13 protein-coding genes and 1 tRNA gene are annotated in these 14662 nt (G+C 58.0%); 8 read left to right on the top strand and 6 right to left on the bottom strand.

What is annotated here, in order from left to right; all coding sequences use genetic code 11:
- Positions 1-429: 429 nt before the first annotated feature.
- The 8 genes from fdnG to B3729_RS16535 all read left to right on the top strand — a co-directional run bounded on the left by fdnG (position 430) and on the right by B3729_RS16535 (position 10089).
- Positions 430-3504: a formate dehydrogenase-N subunit alpha gene (fdnG, locus tag B3729_RS16500; RefSeq protein WP_148100025.1), complete on the top strand. Its 3075-nt coding sequence runs from the start codon at positions 430-432 to the stop codon at positions 3502-3504.
- Positions 3505-4443 carry a formate dehydrogenase subunit beta gene (gene fdxH / locus B3729_RS16505; protein ID WP_019366878.1) on the top strand — a complete coding sequence of 313 codons (939 nt, stop codon included), beginning with the start codon at positions 3505-3507 and terminating at the stop codon, positions 4441-4443.
- 47 nt (positions 4444-4490) lie between these two features.
- Positions 4491-5114 carry a formate dehydrogenase subunit gamma gene (locus B3729_RS16510; RefSeq protein ID WP_010797237.1) on the top strand — a complete coding sequence of 208 codons (624 nt, stop codon included), beginning with the start codon at positions 4491-4493 and terminating at the stop codon, positions 5112-5114.
- A 128-nt stretch (positions 5115-5242) separates the two neighbouring features.
- Positions 5243-6169 (top strand): formate dehydrogenase accessory protein FdhE, encoded by a 927-nt coding sequence (gene fdhE / locus B3729_RS16515; protein ID WP_026004089.1) that lies wholly within the window; start codon positions 5243-5245, stop codon positions 6167-6169.
- A gap of 150 nt (positions 6170-6319) precedes the next feature.
- Positions 6320-7732, top strand: coding sequence for an L-seryl-tRNA(Sec) selenium transferase (selA, locus tag B3729_RS16520; protein ID WP_286788414.1), 1413 nt, complete (start codon positions 6320-6322; stop codon positions 7730-7732).
- The gene (selB, locus tag B3729_RS16525) at positions 7729-9651 is read left to right on the top strand and encodes a selenocysteine-specific translation elongation factor (protein WP_286788415.1); all 1923 of its coding nucleotides are present in this window, start codon (positions 7729-7731) and stop codon (positions 9649-9651) included. Before selA ends, selB begins: the two co-directional genes overlap by 4 nt.
- 5 nt (positions 9652-9656) lie before the next feature.
- A tRNA-Sec gene (locus B3729_RS16530) sits at positions 9657-9752 on the top strand.
- A gap of 133 nt (positions 9753-9885) precedes the next feature.
- Positions 9886-10089 carry a hypothetical protein gene (locus B3729_RS16535; RefSeq protein ID WP_074822724.1) on the top strand — a complete coding sequence of 68 codons (204 nt, stop codon included), beginning with the start codon at positions 9886-9888 and terminating at the stop codon, positions 10087-10089.
- Between the two features lie 12 nt (positions 10090-10101).
- On the opposite strand, the gene B3729_RS16540 is transcribed toward B3729_RS16535, so the two are convergent.
- The 6 genes from B3729_RS16540 to B3729_RS16565 all read right to left on the bottom strand — a co-directional run bounded on the left by B3729_RS16540 (position 10102) and on the right by B3729_RS16565 (position 14463).
- Positions 10102-10584: a GNAT family N-acetyltransferase gene (locus tag B3729_RS16540; RefSeq protein WP_074822722.1), complete on the bottom strand. Its 483-nt coding sequence runs from the start codon at positions 10582-10584 to the stop codon at positions 10102-10104.
- On the bottom strand, positions 10584-11144 hold the full coding sequence (locus tag B3729_RS16545; protein ID WP_286788416.1) for a DUF4136 domain-containing protein: 561 nt from the start codon (positions 11142-11144) through the stop codon (positions 10584-10586). The genes B3729_RS16540 and B3729_RS16545 overlap by 1 nt, the downstream gene beginning before the upstream one ends.
- 73 nt (positions 11145-11217) lie before the next feature.
- The gene (locus tag B3729_RS16550; protein ID WP_219650645.1) at positions 11218-11850 is read right to left on the bottom strand and encodes a DUF4136 domain-containing protein; all 633 of its coding nucleotides are present in this window, start codon (positions 11848-11850) and stop codon (positions 11218-11220) included.
- Between the two features lie 3 nt (positions 11851-11853).
- Positions 11854-12615, bottom strand: a complete 762-nt coding sequence (locus tag B3729_RS16555) for a methyltransferase domain-containing protein (RefSeq protein WP_074822713.1) — start codon at positions 12613-12615, stop codon at positions 11854-11856.
- Positions 12612-12917 (bottom strand): nucleotide pyrophosphohydrolase, encoded by a 306-nt coding sequence (locus tag B3729_RS16560; protein ID WP_019366870.1) that lies wholly within the window; start codon positions 12915-12917, stop codon positions 12612-12614. Before B3729_RS16560 ends, B3729_RS16555 begins: the two co-directional genes overlap by 4 nt.
- A gap of 94 nt (positions 12918-13011) precedes the next feature.
- Positions 13012-14463, bottom strand: a complete 1452-nt coding sequence (locus tag B3729_RS16565) for an anion permease (RefSeq protein WP_286788417.1) — start codon at positions 14461-14463, stop codon at positions 13012-13014.
- Positions 14464-14662: the final 199 nt, after the last annotated feature.

Consider the following 14662-nt stretch of genomic DNA (forward strand, 5'->3'; position numbering starts at 1 on the left):
AGCCCATGGGTTATGACACGTTGAAAAAAGACAAGTGCTGGGCCTGAAAGGCGCGCAGCAAATACCGCACTGACGGGTGCTTCCAACGTCAGCGGTACAGGCGAGGAGGGGAAAGCGCTATGGCGGCGTAGGCAGCCAGCAAAGAGGGTTAAGCAGTGTCATCAGACCTGTCTTCAGCCTTCAAAATAAACGAGGGAGCGACCTTAACACAAAATGTAAAAAGGTGCAGACAGCATTAAAGACTTGCTGTATTAGGCCGATAACAAAATCAGAAGTTTCGGAGCGCGCCTCTGACAGAAGTGCTCTGCGAAAGTTCCCAAAAGAGCAAAATAATCGGATAACTGGCTAGTTGCCACCGCTTCGATTGGTTATATTTTGCTCAGGGGTGCGGCGAAGAATCGCACTTCACTTCTGATGAGGAGTCAAGACGTGGATATGAACCGTCGGCAATTCTTCAAGGTCGCGGGTATCGGCCTTGCAGGATCTAGCCTGGCGGCACTAGGCATGGCACCGACGCCAGCTTTTGCCGAACAGGTGCGCCATTTCAAACTGGCGCGCACCATCGAAACGCGTAACACCTGCCCTTACTGCTCTGTGGGTTGTGGCTTGGTTATGTACAGCCATGGCGATAAGGCCAAGAACGTTGCGCAAAACATCATTCACATCGAAGGCGATGCGGATCACCCGGTGAACCGCGGTACGCTGTGCCCGAAAGGTGCCGGTCTGCTGGACTTCATCCACAGCCCGAATCGACTGAAGTATCCCGAGGTCCGCGAAGCAGGCTCCAACGAGTGGAAGCGCATCTCCTGGGAAGAGGCGATGGATCGCATCGTCAAACTGGTCAAGGAAGAGCGTGACGCCAATTTCATCACCAAGAATGCTCAGGGCCAGACGGTTAACCGTTGGACGTCCGTTGGGTTCCTGGCTGCGTCCGCTGCTTCCAACGAAGCCGGTTATCTGACTCAGAAAGTCGTTCGTAACCTTGGTCTAGTCGGTTTCGATAACCAAGCTCGCGTTTGACACGGCCCGACGGTGGCAAGTCTTGCCCCGACATATGGCCGTGGCGCCATGACGAATACCTGGACGGATATTCGTAATGCCAACCTGATTCTGGTGATGGGCGGAAACGCCGCTGAAGCGCATCCGTGCGGCTTCAAATGGGTGACCGAAGCGAAGGCCCATAACAAGGCACGCCTGATCGTGGTCGATCCGCGTTATACCCGTACGGCTTCCGTATCGGATTATTACGCGCCGATTCGTACCGGCTCGGACATTGCGTTCCTGGGCGGCCTGATCAATTACCTGATCACAAACGATAAGATTCAGCACGAATACGTTCGTAACTACACTGACGTCTCCTTCATCGTGAACGAAGGTTTCACGTTCGAGGACGGTCTGTTCAGCGGTTACAACGCCGAGAAGCGCACCTATAGCGACAAGTCCACCTGGAGCTATGAGAAGGGCGCGGATGGTTTTGCCAAGGTCGATCCGACCCTGGAACACCCGCGTTGCGTCTTCCAGCTGATGAAGAAGCACTACAGCCGTTACACACCGGAAGTTGCCAGCAATATCTGCGGTATGCCGCAGGATCGCATGATGAAGATCTGGGCGGAAATCGCCGAGACCTCGCAGCCTGGCAAGACCATGACCATTCTGTACGCCCTGGGTTGGACGCAGCACTCTGTGGGCGCCCAGATCATCCGTACAGCGGCAATGGTTCAGCTGCTGCTGGGTAACGTGGGTCTGCCGGGTGGCGGTGTGAACGCACTGCGCGGTCATTCCAACATCCAGGGTCTGACCGACCTGGGTCTGCTGTCGAACCTTCTGCCGGGCTACATGACGCTGGGCAATGATGGTGAGCAGGACTTTAACGCTTACATCACCAAGCGTGCGCTCAAACCGCTTCGTCCTGGGCAAATGTCCTATTGGCAGAATTACGGCAAATTCCATGTCAGCCTGATGAAGGCCTGGTATGGCGATGCGGCGACAGCTGAAAACAACTGGTGCTACGACTATCTGCCCAAGCTGGACGTACCGGGTGCCGGTTATGACGTGATGAAGATGTTCGACATGATGTCTCGTGGCGAAGTCCGTGGCTATTTCTGCCAAGGCTTCAACCCGATCGCATCGTTGCCGGACAAGAATCGCGTAGTAGCTGCGCTTGCCAAGTTGAAGTGGCTGGTCATCATGGACCCGCTGGCAACCGAAACCTCCGAGTTCTGGCGTAATGCCGGCGAGTACAACAACGTTGATACCGCCAGCATCAAGACCGCGGTGTTCCGTTTGCCCACGACCTGCTTCGCTGAAGAAGATGGCTCTCTGGTCAACAGTAGCCGTTGGCTGCAGTGGCACTGGAAGGGCGCTGAAGCACCCGGTGAGGCGCGTACTGACGTGACCATCATGTCGGAAATGTTCCTCAAGCTGCGCGAGATGTATCGCACGGAGGGCGGTGCCTATCCGGATCCGATCCTGAACCTGTACTGGCCGTACAAGATTCCGCACGAGCCGTCTCCCGAGGAGTTGGCCAAGGAATTCAACGGTTATGCCGTCAAGGACGTTACCGATGCCACTGGCGCGGTAGTGGCCAAGGCTGGCCAACAGCTGTCGGGCTTCGCTCAGCTCAAGGACGACGGTACGACTGCATCGGGCTGCTGGATCTTCTGTGGCAGCTGGACCGAGCAAGGCAACCAGATGGCGCGCCGTGACAATAGCGATCCATATGGTGTCGGTCAGAGTCTGGGCTGGGCATGGGCGTGGCCGATGAACCGCCGGATTCTGTACAACCGTGCCTCGGCTGACCCAAGCGGTAAGCCATGGGGACCGGACAAGAAGCTGGTCTGGTGGAACGGCAAGAACTGGGGCGGCGCTGACGTTCCGGACTTCAAGCCGGACAGCGCACCGGAAGCCGGTATGAATCCGTTCATCATGAACCCGGAAGGTGTGGCGCGTTTCTTCGCCGTCGACAAGATGGCCGAAGGTCCGTTCCCTGAGCACTACGAGCCCTTCGAGACGCCGATCGGGGTTAACCCGATGCATCCGAAGAACGACAAGGTGATCAGCAACCCGGCCGCTCGTGTTCTGCCCTCCGTATGGGAGTCGTTCGGCAAGGCCGACAAGTTCCCGTATGCGGCGACCACGTACCGTCTGACCGAGCATTTCCACTTCTGGACCAAGCATTGCCGTTTGAATGCGATCGTCCAGCCCGAGCAGTTCGTCGAAATCGGCGAAGCGCTGGCGAAGGAGAAGGGCATTGCGGCGGGCGACAAGGTTCGGGTGAGCTCCAAACGCGGTTACATCGTGGCCGTCGCGGTGGTAACCAAGCGGATCAAGCCATTGGAAGTGAACGGCCAGACCGTGCACCAGATTGGTATTCCGTTGCACTGGGGCTTCTCGGGTCTGACGCGTCACGGTTACCTGACCAACACACTGGTTCCATTCGTCGGCGATGGCAACTCGCAAACGCCCGAATCGAAATCGTTCCTCGTCAACGTGGAGAAGGCATAAATGGCACTTCAAGAAATCGTTGCCCAATCCGCGACGACGACCACGCCTTCCTCCATCCGTCAGGTGGAGGAGGTCGCCAAGCTGATCGACGTCTCCAAGTGCATTGGCTGCAAGGCCTGCCAGGTGGCGTGTTCAGAGTGGAACGAGCTGCGTGATGAGGTGGGGCACAACCATGGTACGTACGACAACCCGGCCGACCTGACCTCCGATACCTGGACGCTCATGCGCTTTACCGAGCATGAGAACCAGGCCGGCGATCTGGAATGGCTGATCCGCAAGGATGGCTGCATGCATTGCGCGGAGCCGGGCTGCCTCACGGCATGCCCGAGCCCGGGTGCGATCATCAAGCACGCCAACGGTATCGTTGACTTCAATCAGGACCATTGCATTGGCTGTGGCTATTGCATTACGGGTTGTCCGTTCAACATTCCGCGGATCTCGCAGAAGGATCACAAGGCGTACAAGTGCACCCTGTGTTCCGACCGTGTGTCCGTAGGGCTTGAGCCTGCGTGCGTGAAGACCTGTCCGACGGGTGCCATTACGTTCGGCACCAAGGAAGACATGAAGCACCATGCCGAAGAGCGCATCGTCGACCTGAAGAGCCGTGGTTACGAGAACGCCGGTCTGTACGACCCGGCGGGTGTAGGCGGTACGCACGTCATGTACGTGTTGCACCACGCCGATCAGCCTGCGTTGTACAACAACCTGCCGAACGATCCGGCCATCAGCCCGATGGTAAGCCTGTGGAAAGGCATCACCAAGCCGTTGTCGCTGCTTGCCATGGGCGCTGCGGTGCTGGCGGGCTTCTTCCACTACGTACGTATCGGACCGAACCGTGCGGACGAAGAGGATGAGGCTCATCACGATGCTGCCGCCGAGCAGGTGGAGAAAAAGTCCCAGGACACGTCGGTGAAGACGTTCGATCCGACCAAACGCTGAGATAACGTCTCCCTCGCAGGCGGGGGAGACGCTCCAGGAGCCTTCAAATGAAAAAAGAGATCGTTCGTTACGGTGCCAGTGAGCGCACCAATCACTGGGCGGTGGCTATACTGTTCTTCATGGCAGGCCTGTCGGGGCTGGCGCTGTTCCATCCAGCGCTGTTCTGGCTGACCAACCTGTTCGGCGGCGGACCGTGGACACGGATTCTTCACCCCTTCATGGGTGTGGCGATGTTCCTGTTCTTCATGGGACTCGTGATCCGCTTCTGGCATCACAATATCCTGGAAAAGCGGGATATGCAGTGGGTCAAGCAGATCGGTGACGTGCTGAACAACCGGGAAGACAAGTTGCCCGAAATCGGCAAGTACAATCCGGGGCAGAAAGTGTTGTTCTGGGTGCTGCTGGCTTCCATGTTGGTACTGATGCTCAGCGGGATCGTGATCTGGCGTGAGTACTTCAGCCATTTCTTCCCGATTGGTGGCATCCGTCTGGCGGCACTGGCCCATGCGGCTGCAGCGTTCCTGTTGATTCTGTCGATCATCGTGCATATCTATGCCGGTATCTGGATCAAGGGTTCGATTGGTGCCATGCTGCACGGTAAGGTCAGCCTCCTGTGGGCCAAGAAGCATCACTCGCTCTGGTACAAGGACATCACGCGAGACAAGAAGTAAAAGCCCCTTCATGGCCTGTTTCGGCAGGCCATGAACAGGCGTCAAACGTGTAGCCATGCCTGGCATGGTTGTCGCCGCCACGGACCAGGAGGTCTGTGGCGGCTCCCATTACCGAAGAGGTTTCCTGCGTGTCAGGTCAGATTCTCGAACCGGGGCAGATCGAAGCCTCAGCCGTAACGCCTCCCTTCATCAACCTGCCGCCGAAAAATGCGTTCAGCTACCGTGCCGAGCGTTTGGAAAAGTTGGCGGACGGTAACCCACTCCGTGATTACTTGCTGCTTGTCAGTGGCATCTGCCGTGCTCAGCAGCAGGTTTTCGACAACCTGGAAAACCTTCCGCTGGAGGCTAAGCGGATTGAGCAGAGCCAGCATCACGGCCTGCCCCCGCTGAGCTGCGATACGCTGGTCCGCGAAGAGGCGTGGCTAGGTGTTCTAGACGCCGTACTGAAGGTGTATCAGGTGCCTGAAGGCAATACTGCCGTGCAGGAAGCGCTTGAGCAGATTCGTACAGCGGACGCCGGACAGCGCAAGGTGTGGGCAATTGCCTTGGTCAGCGGGCAGTACGATCAGGTTCCAGCGGCACTGGTGCCTTTCCTGGGCGCAGCGCTACAGGTTGCCTGGACAAATTGGCTGTTTCAGATCGAGACGGACAAGTTTCGTGAGTCCAAGAGTCAGACCCATTGCCCAGCCTGTGGCTCACTACCGGTTGCCGGTGTAATTCGTCACCGCGGCAAGCTCAATGGTCTTCGCTACCTGAGTTGCTCACTGTGCTCGTGTGAATGGCATTACGTGCGGGTAAAGTGCACCCAGTGCGAAAACAGCAAGGAGTTGGGTTACTTCTCGCTGGAAAACGATGCGGTCCTGGCCGAAAAGGCACCGCTGCGAGCGGAAGCTTGTCCCAGCTGCGAAACCTACCTCAAGCTGCTGTATCTGGAGCATGATACCGAGGCGGAGGCCGTGTCAGCCGATCTGGCCAGCTTGGCGCTGGACATGCGGCTCGATCAGGAAGGTTATCACCGTCAGGCCCCTAATCTGCTGCTGGCTCCCGGCGGCTGATTCCTGATAAACAGAGTCCGTTTCGCTTATAGCGGCGGGCTCTGCCAGCCTTTCTTTTACGGGGCTGAAGTGTTGGTCTTGCTACGTGCGCATGCGCGATGTTGCATCCGGTTGTAAACTCCAGGCTCATGTTCTTGTTATGAGGCCTGCATGACAGCCGTCCGTTTGCCTTCTGTTGATCGTCTGTTACGTCATCCCGCTGCGACATCGCTCCTGGACCGCTATGGTCGTGAAGCATTGCTCAAGACCTTTCGCGAGCTGCTCGATGAGCTGCGTGAGCCTTTTCGACAGGGACAGATCAGCGAGGCGGATGTCGATGAGGCCGTGCTGACAGGCCGGGCCGGGGAGCGATTGGCTGCCCGAAACCAGCGTCAGGTCCGACGCGTATTCAACCTGACTGGAACTGTTCTCCATACCAATCTTGGGCGTGCGCTGCTGCCTGAAGAGGCCATCGATGCGATGACCCTAGCTGCTCGCTACCCGCTCAATCTTGAGTTTGACCTCAATACCGGCAAGCGCGGTGACCGCGACGACCTGATTGCGGGATTGATCCGTGAGCTGACCGGCGCCGAAGCGGTGACGGTAGTCAACAACAATGCCGCCGCCGTATTGCTTGCCCTTAACAGTCTTGGCGCTCGCAAGGAAGGCATCATTTCGCGTGGCGAGTTGATCGAGATCGGTGGCGCTTTTCGTATTCCGGATATCATGGCGCGCGCCAATGTAAGGCTGGTCGAGGTCGGTACGACCAACCGTACCCACGCCAAGGATTACGAGAGCGCCATTACCGAGCGTACCGGGCTGCTCATGCGTGTTCACACGAGTAACTACACTGTGCAGGGGTTTACCAGCAGTGTGGCAACTCCCGAACTGTCCTCTATTGCTCGCGCCTATGAAGTCCCCTTACTGGAGGATTTGGGGAGCGGCTCTCTGGTAGACCTCACCCGTTGGGGGCTGCCCAAGGAGCCAACCGTCCAGGAAGCGCTACGCGATGGCGCTGACATCGTGACCTTTAGCGGCGATAAGCTGCTCGGTGGTCCGCAGTGTGGAATTATCGTCGGGCATAAGGACCTGATTGCCCGCATCAAGAAAAACCCCCTCAAACGTGCTTTGCGAGTCGACAAGATCACCTTGGCTGCACTTGAGGCGGTGTTGGCGCTTTATCGAGATCCGGATCGTTTGGGTGAAAAGCTGACCAGCCTCAGATTACTCTCCCGTGGCCAGGGGGATATTGATAGTCAGGTTCAGCGGGTAATGCGTCCTTTATCTCAAGCACTGGGCGAGCGTTGGCAGGTGACGAGTGAGCTTACGCTCGGCATGATCGGCAGTGGTACCCAGCCGGTGGCTCGTCTGCCCAGCGCAGCGTTGTGCATGCAGCCGAATAGCTCCAAGCGCCTGCGAGGCCGTGCGCTGCGTCTGCTGGAAGAGGCCTTGCGACAGCTGCCTATCCCTGTGATTGGACGTATCGATGACGATGCGCTTTGGCTTGATCTGCGTCAGCTCGATGACGAGGCCGGCTTTCTGGGGCAGCTGGGAGCGCTATCGGTTGGGGAGTGGGACGCATGATCGTTGGAACAGCGGGCCATATCGACCACGGCAAGACGTCCCTCATCCGAGCCCTGACGGGTATAGAGGGCGATCGTCGCCGTGAGGAAAAGGAGCGAGGCATCACCATTGACCTGGGGTACGTTTACTCGGATCTAGGGAATGGAGAGCTGACGGGGTTTATCGATGTTCCTGGCCACGAGCGGTTTGTTCATAACATGCTGGCCGGGGCCAGTGGAATTGATCTGGTGTTACTGGTCGTGGCTGCCGATGACGGTGTGATGCCACAAACACGCGAACATCTGGCCATTGTTGAATTGCTGGGCATACGCCGTGCGATGGTCGCCATGACCAAAACGGATCGGGTTGAGGCTGCGCGTGTTAACGCGGTACGGGAAGAAATTGATGCACTGTTAGCAGACGGCCCCCTTGCTGGGGCTCCGGTATTTCCGGTCTCCAGCCAGACGGGAGTGGGTATCGAGGCACTGCGTGCAGCGCTTCTGGATCAGGCTGAACAGGCACTGGCCCGCAGCGACCAAGGGTATTTCAGGCTTGCAGTCGACCGTGTCTTCAGCGTCTCGGGTGCCGGGGTGGTGGTCACGGGAACGGCTTTCGACGGTCGTGTTGCAGTCGGAGATGAGTTGTTATTGGGCGCGCTGGGGCGTCGCGTGCGCGTGCGCGGCCTGCATGCGCAAAATCGAGAGGCCCAGATTGCCCACGCAGGGCAGCGTGTGGCAGTAAACCTGGCGGGTGAGCGGCTCAATGTCGAACAGATCCGGCGAGGCGATTGGCTGCTCGATGAAGCCCTCCACGCGCCGTCTACCCGTGTCGATATTGATTTGCACCTGCTTGGCAGCGAAGGTAAGGCGCTGGCCCACTGGACCCCTGTCCATGTGCATCTGGGTGCCCAGAATCTGACCGGTCGGGTGGCGCTGTTGGAGGATGAGGGTGTATTGAGGCCTGGTGGACGCACACTGGCGCAGCTGGTGCTCAACTCGCCGCTACAGGCTGCTCATGGTGACTATCTGGTACTGCGGGATCAATCCGCGCAGCGAACCATTGGCGGTGGGCGTGTGCTGGATCCTTTCGGGCCTGCCCGCAATCGGCGTACCCCCACACGTCTGGCACAGCTTGAGGCGTTGCGTCAGGGCACCTTTGAGGACGCACTGCCGGAGTTGCTCAAACAGGCGGACAATGGCGTAGCTCCTGCCGTGCTGGAGCGCCAGTTCAATCGACCGAGGGCGCGCTGGCAACTGCCTGAACATGTCATGGAAGTTGCTACCCGACAGGGTATCCGTCTGTTCGATGCGACCCGCTGGCAGCACTTGCAGTCTACGCTGTTGGAGCGGCTCGGAGCCTTTCATGTCGAACAGCCCGATGAGCTAGGGCCTGATCGTGATCGATTACGTCGTTTTGCCTTGCCGCAACTGGAGCGGCCTGTGTTCATTGCGTTGTTGGAAAGCCTGATGGCGTCCAGCCAGATCGAGGCGAGCGGGCCGTGGCTGCACCTGCCGGGCCATCGGGTTCGTCTGACCGAGGCCGAAGAGGCATTGAAACAAAAGCTCTGGCCTCTTCTCGAAGCAGGCCGCTTTGATCCCCCGTGGGTACGTGATCTGGCCCGGGAAATTGGTGAGGACGAAGCAGGGGTTCGTCATCTGCTACGCAAGCTGGCACGCCTGGGGCAGCTGCAGCAGATCGTCAAGGATCTCTTCTATCCTGAAAATACGATAAACCATTTAGTGCAATTGACGTTGCGTCTTGAGCGCGAAGAGGGGATCATTCGTGCAGCCGCGTTTAGGGACGGTCTGGGGATCGGACGTAAGCGCACAATCCAGATACTCGAATTCTTCGATCGGATCGGTTTGACTCGCCGTATGGGTGATGAGCGCAAGATCCGTCCAGACAGCGCACTGGCTGCTCAGGTCGAACAGGCGAGTTGATTGATGGAAGGCAATCGTGCCCGGTGGCGCGGCCGGGCTTCAAACCCGGTTGGGGACGGCAGCCGTTCCCGGGTGAGTTCGACTCTCACTGCCTTCCGCCATTTCCTTTAGACCGAATGTCCTGGCCTGACTTTGCTTTTCTGAATCTTACCTATACTGGATAGGACAAGGCAGCGCGTGACGCCTCCTGTTCTGCTGGCGCCAAGCTGTCAGCCTATGCAGTGGAGGTGATGTATGAAGACGAGAGCCGGCGCGGCCTTTCTTTTTCTGACCTTGTTAGCGGTGTTGCTGGGTGGGTTTGGCCTTGACCCAGCTTCGACTCCATCGATTGAAGCCTCTACAGCCGCTTCGACAGACTGTATGTATGGATATGAGCCCTACGGTTGCGCAGCTCCTATGCAGGTAGGCGGCGACTTTGCCATGCTGGCCCGCATGTAGCGGGTAACGCATTCAGAGACGTTTTCGCAGGTGTATCAGGGCTGTTCGCTGTCCGGAGGAATCGCGTCGCTCATCAATGGATACCGGCAAATAGCCCAAATGTGTATAGAGCAACAGGCCCGGCGTATTGCTGCTGAAACAGGCAGCATGCAGAAAACGCACGCCATGCTGCTGGCAGGCTTGCTGCTCCATCACTCCGATCAGGTGTTGCGCTACGCCCATGCGTCGTGCCCAGGGTGCCACCATTAAATTGCCCAAGTCGCACCGTTCGCCTGGTTGGCAGCGAAAGAAGTTTGCGAATGCAGCCAGACGATTGTTCAGCAATACAACCGTGCTGCCCTGGCGGTTGGCGTAGACCTCTGCCAGTTGGTCTCTTGTTAGTGGCCACTGAGCTGTGGGATAGCTGTAAAACAGCTCTTCACGACTTTGCGGAAAGTGACACACGGCCTGCAAATCATCAAGGGTGGCCGCGCGATGTGTCAGTTTGGTATTCATCAGTGAGGTGGGTACTGCGACAGGATCTTGCCAACGGCTGTCTGGATGGTTGCAGTACGCTGCGCAGGGGTATCAGCTGTCTGGTCAGATGACACCTCGGTGCTGCCACGCCATACCAGTTTTCCGTCCCGGCCATCGAGCAGGTCGATCTGCAGCGTAGTTACCTGATAGGTAAAGGTCTGGGTCTGGGTATAGCCGCCACCCCAAGGGCCCCAGTATCCCCAAGGGCCACCCCAATAAGGATCGGTGCGCATGGTTTGCCCTTGGCGCTCATCCGTGAACAGATAGGCCCGAACCCTCAGGTCTGCCTGTCCGCTCGCTGCGGCAGGGCGTAAGCCGCGCTGATCAAGCTGGCCGCTTACGGCATCCTTGATGCGCTGCTCGGTCAAGTCACTTTTCAGCCGCGGGTCTTCAGGCTTGTACGAGACGGCAGGCTGGGCCCAGGTCCAGTTTCGGTAGGCCGCATAGTTACGGGAGGGATCATAGTCCCGGTTAACGGTATTGGTCTCGCACGCGGCAAGGGCAAGCGTAAACGCGATAACAAGCAAACGACGGATCATGATCATTCTCCGACCAGGGGCGCTTAAAAGAAACAATAATTACTCATGGGACCAAGCCGTATGCGCTTTATCTTTAATGCGGTGGATACTGCTCCAGCGCGCGACGAGCGGCTTCGCGGATCGCCTGGGCCCGGGCGCTCTGATCATTGCCGCCCCGTTCCTCGGCACTGCCACTCCATATTCTCTTGCGGCTCTGCGAATCGATCAGCTCAATGCTTAGCACCTGAACCTGATAATACCGAGGGCGAGTCTGGCTGTAGCCTGTTCCGCCGTACGTGCCCCAACGATCGTAGCCATACGGATAGCCGCCGCCATAGCCGACACCACCTCCGTAGTAATCGGTATCGTATACGACACGTTGCTCCTGTCTAACCGTTGCGCTCACATAGAGATCAGGCCGCGTACCGGTTGGCGCAGGTCGGAGCCCGCGCTGATCGAGCTGGGCGCTGATAGCCTCCTGAAGAGTGCTGGTATCCATTGATTGAGAGGAATCACCGGTGGCACGAATGCCCTCGGGTGACCAGGCCCAGCTCCGGTAGCGGCCATAGTCGACTGGGGCTGCTGGATAGCTGCCCGGGTCGATGCGTGCCGGAACAGCAGGTGCTGGCGCAGCAAGCTCAGGCAGAGCGCTAGCTATATAGGGATTCTGGCTCTGACAGGCGGTCAGCCCCAGGCTGATAACCACGCAGGCAAACAGGCGACGCATAGATCACTCCTCTAACGCGCCGGGTTGGCAGATCCAGTGCAGATAACGACCAAGCCCGGCAAATGTAGGGTGCCGTCGATGGGCCAATTCCATTTCGATCAGATCGGCTTCGTTGACCTTACCTTGAAATTCGACTGGCATATAGTCATGAAAAACACGAACGCCACTTCGGGTCACGATCTGCCAGCGACTGCTCATGGCGCGTTCCAGCTCCCGCGGATCAAGTGGCTGTTGAGGTGTCAGGCCCTTGCCTTCGCCCGCATATTCCTGGCGCTTGAGCTTTTTGAAATGGCCTTTGAGCAGGTTCCGGTAGATCAGCGCGTCCCGGTTGTAGAATGCCAGTGAAAGCAGACCATCCGGAGCCGTGAGGCGCGAGAGGACTGGCAGAATCATATGTGGCTCGGCCAGCCATTCCAGTACGGCGTGGCAGATGACCAAGTCAAAGCGAGTCGTGAGCTGCTCGCTCAGTTCCTGCCAGGGCGCCTCGATAAACGTTGCCTCAAGGCCAGCCTCGGCGAAGCGTTGGCGAGCACCCTCCAGCATCGGGGCTGAAGGTTCTGCCAGTGTGACGGAGTGACCCTGTTCAGCCAGCCAGAGCGCCATATGGCCCAGTCCTGCTCCAATATCCAGAACCCGCAGCGAGCGTTCAGGCAGGGCTTCCTTCAGGTCGGCCTGGAGTACCGCCAGCCGGATAGCACCTTTGGCATTGCCATAGATCTTCTCGGCAAAACGGATGGCGCGGTCATCGAAAAAGGTATCGGTCATGGCAGGAAGCGCCGCTCATTATCGGCCAGCTTGGCGCGGGTGATTGTCTCCATGTCGAGTCCGAGTTCTGCGCAGAGTTGCAGCAGATAGAGCACGACGTCTGCAATCTCCTGGCCAGCATGCTCAAGGTGATCAGCCGTTAAATGGCGGGATTCCTCTTCGGTCTTCCACTGGAAGATTTCAGCCAACTCGGCCATCTCAACGCCGGCAGCCATAACTAGGTTTTTCGGGCTGTGATAGCGGCGCCATTGATTAGCATCGCGAATGGCGTGCAGGCGGGCAGTAAGTTCGGAAAGGTCCATGCAGGGCTCCTGATGGCCGCATGGCTGGTGGATAGCTATGCGGCGCTTGTTAAGCGCCGCATTTTTTCATGGACTGACGCGAAAGCGTAGCGGCTTAGCGTGTCGTCAGCAGCCAGGGCGTGCCGATCCCCAACCATGCAGCCAGGAACAGGAAGCCAAAGATGGCACCCAGGCGCCACCACATTGGTCCAGGCAGATAACCGCTGCCGTAGTAAACCGGGCTAGGGCCGGTACCGTAGGGCGTAATGATGCCCATGATGCCGATGGTGGGCAGAAGCAGCAGTACGAAGGTATGCATGTCGATGCCAGGAATACTGGCGGCAGCGGCCACCATAACCGGTAGCAGAGCCGTGGTGTGCGCGGTGGCACTGGCGAAGAAGTAGTGCAGCAGATAGAAGGCAATCGTGAGCAGGACCATCGCCACGGTGGGATCGAAGTGGCCCAGGTAGTTGGCCATCAGCATACCGAACCATTTCACAAAGCCGACCATGTTCAGGCCGTCTGCGAGAGCTACCAAGGTGGCGAACCAGGCAAAGGTGTTCCAGGCGGCTTTATTACTAAGGATATCGTTCCAGGTCACGATGCCGATAATCAGCATGAGACTGATCACGAGCATACCAACCAGCGCGGGTGAAATAACGGCAGTACCAAAGATCCACATGGCCAGCGCCAGGACGACCAGAATCAGCAGAATGACTTCGTTGCGCGTCAGGCTGCCCATCTTGGCCAGCTCCTCGGCGGCCCATTTGGGCACTACGTCACCGGACTTCAACTCGGGCGGGCACAGCCAGTAGCTCAACAGTGGCAACAGGGCGAGCAGCAGGATGCCGACCGGCGCGGTGGCCATGAACCATTCACCCCAAGTAATGCGAATGCCGGTGGAGCTTTCCACCAGGGCAACGGCGAGCAGGTTGGGGGCGATACCTGTCAGAAACAGTGTGCTCGTTACACAGGCTGAGGCAATCGCCACCCACATGAGGTAGGTGCCGATGCGACGCATGCTGGGATCGTTGGGGTGCGAGTCATACAGCGGTGGCAGGTTACGCAGAATAGGGTAGAGCGTACCGGCGCTGCGTGCGGTATTAGAGGGTGTAAAGGGGGCCAGAACGGTATCCGCCAGCATGATGGCGTAGCCCAGCGTCAGGGTACGCTTGCCCATGGTTTTAACCAGCCATAAGGCAATACGGCGACCCAGGCCGGTCTTCTCGTAACCCAGGGCAAACATGAACGCGCCAAAGATCAGCCAGACTGTAGAGTTGGTGAAGCCGGAAACGGCCCAGGTAAAGGCCTTGTCGGCCACCTTGAAGCCCGGCTGTGCCAGTTGCTCGGGCGAGAATAGAGCCCAGGGCGCCAGGACCGCAGCAACCACCACGCCAATCAGGCCGATGACGGCGCCTGGTAAGGGTTCAAAGATCAGGCCGATCACACAGCCCAGAAATATTGCGAAGAAATGCCATGCGTGCGGTGCCAGCCCCTCGGGAACCGGCAAGGCTGCAATGACGATCGCCACGATCAATGGCGCCATCAACTTGGCCAGCGATTTCATTTTAACTCCCATGCTTTAAAGAGTTTGCGATCTTAGCGCCTGAATGAGACGGCTCAATCGTTTAATTAAACTAAGCGCTAATTGACTTGATTGTTTTTATTGATTAGCAGTTCAGTGAAATTGAGGCAAACGCAGGCCAACCGACAAAAATGCCGGTGGCCATTAGCGTAGGAGAGAGTAGACGCCAGACTGAAAAGTC

Origin of the sequence: Pseudomonas sp. UBA3149 (assembly GCF_002364655.1) — a bacterium.
Classification (GTDB): domain Bacteria; phylum Pseudomonadota; class Gammaproteobacteria; order Pseudomonadales; family Pseudomonadaceae; genus Chryseomonas; species Chryseomonas luteola.

What these genes read in the sequence shown, in the direction of transcription:
- B3729_RS16540 (WP_074822722.1), bottom strand. Translation starts at nt 10,584, where the DNA reads ATGAATACCAAACTGACACATCGCGCGGCCACCCTTGATGATTTGCAG.
- B3729_RS16560 (WP_019366870.1), bottom strand. Translation starts at nt 12,917, where the DNA reads ATGGACCTTTCCGAACTTACTGCCCGCCTGCACGCCATTCGCGATGCT.
- selA (WP_286788414.1), top strand. Translation starts at nt 6,320, where the DNA reads ATGACAGCCGTCCGTTTGCCTTCTGTTGATCGTCTGTTACGTCATCCC.
- B3729_RS16535 (WP_074822724.1), top strand. Translation starts at nt 9,886, where the DNA reads ATGAAGACGAGAGCCGGCGCGGCCTTTCTTTTTCTGACCTTGTTAGCG.
- B3729_RS16550 (WP_219650645.1), bottom strand. Translation starts at nt 11,850, where the DNA reads ATGCGTCGCCTGTTTGCCTGCGTGGTTATCAGCCTGGGGCTGACCGCC.
- B3729_RS16555 (WP_074822713.1), bottom strand. Translation starts at nt 12,615, where the DNA reads ATGACCGATACCTTTTTCGATGACCGCGCCATCCGTTTTGCCGAGAAG.
- B3729_RS16510 (WP_010797237.1), top strand. Translation starts at nt 4,491, where the DNA reads ATGAAAAAAGAGATCGTTCGTTACGGTGCCAGTGAGCGCACCAATCAC.
- fdxH (WP_019366878.1), top strand. Translation starts at nt 3,505, where the DNA reads ATGGCACTTCAAGAAATCGTTGCCCAATCCGCGACGACGACCACGCCT.
- selB (WP_286788415.1), top strand. Translation starts at nt 7,729, where the DNA reads ATGATCGTTGGAACAGCGGGCCATATCGACCACGGCAAGACGTCCCTC.
- B3729_RS16545 (WP_286788416.1), bottom strand. Translation starts at nt 11,144, where the DNA reads ATGATCCGTCGTTTGCTTGTTATCGCGTTTACGCTTGCCCTTGCCGCG.
- B3729_RS16565 (WP_286788417.1), bottom strand. Translation starts at nt 14,463, where the DNA reads ATGAAATCGCTGGCCAAGTTGATGGCGCCATTGATCGTGGCGATCGTC.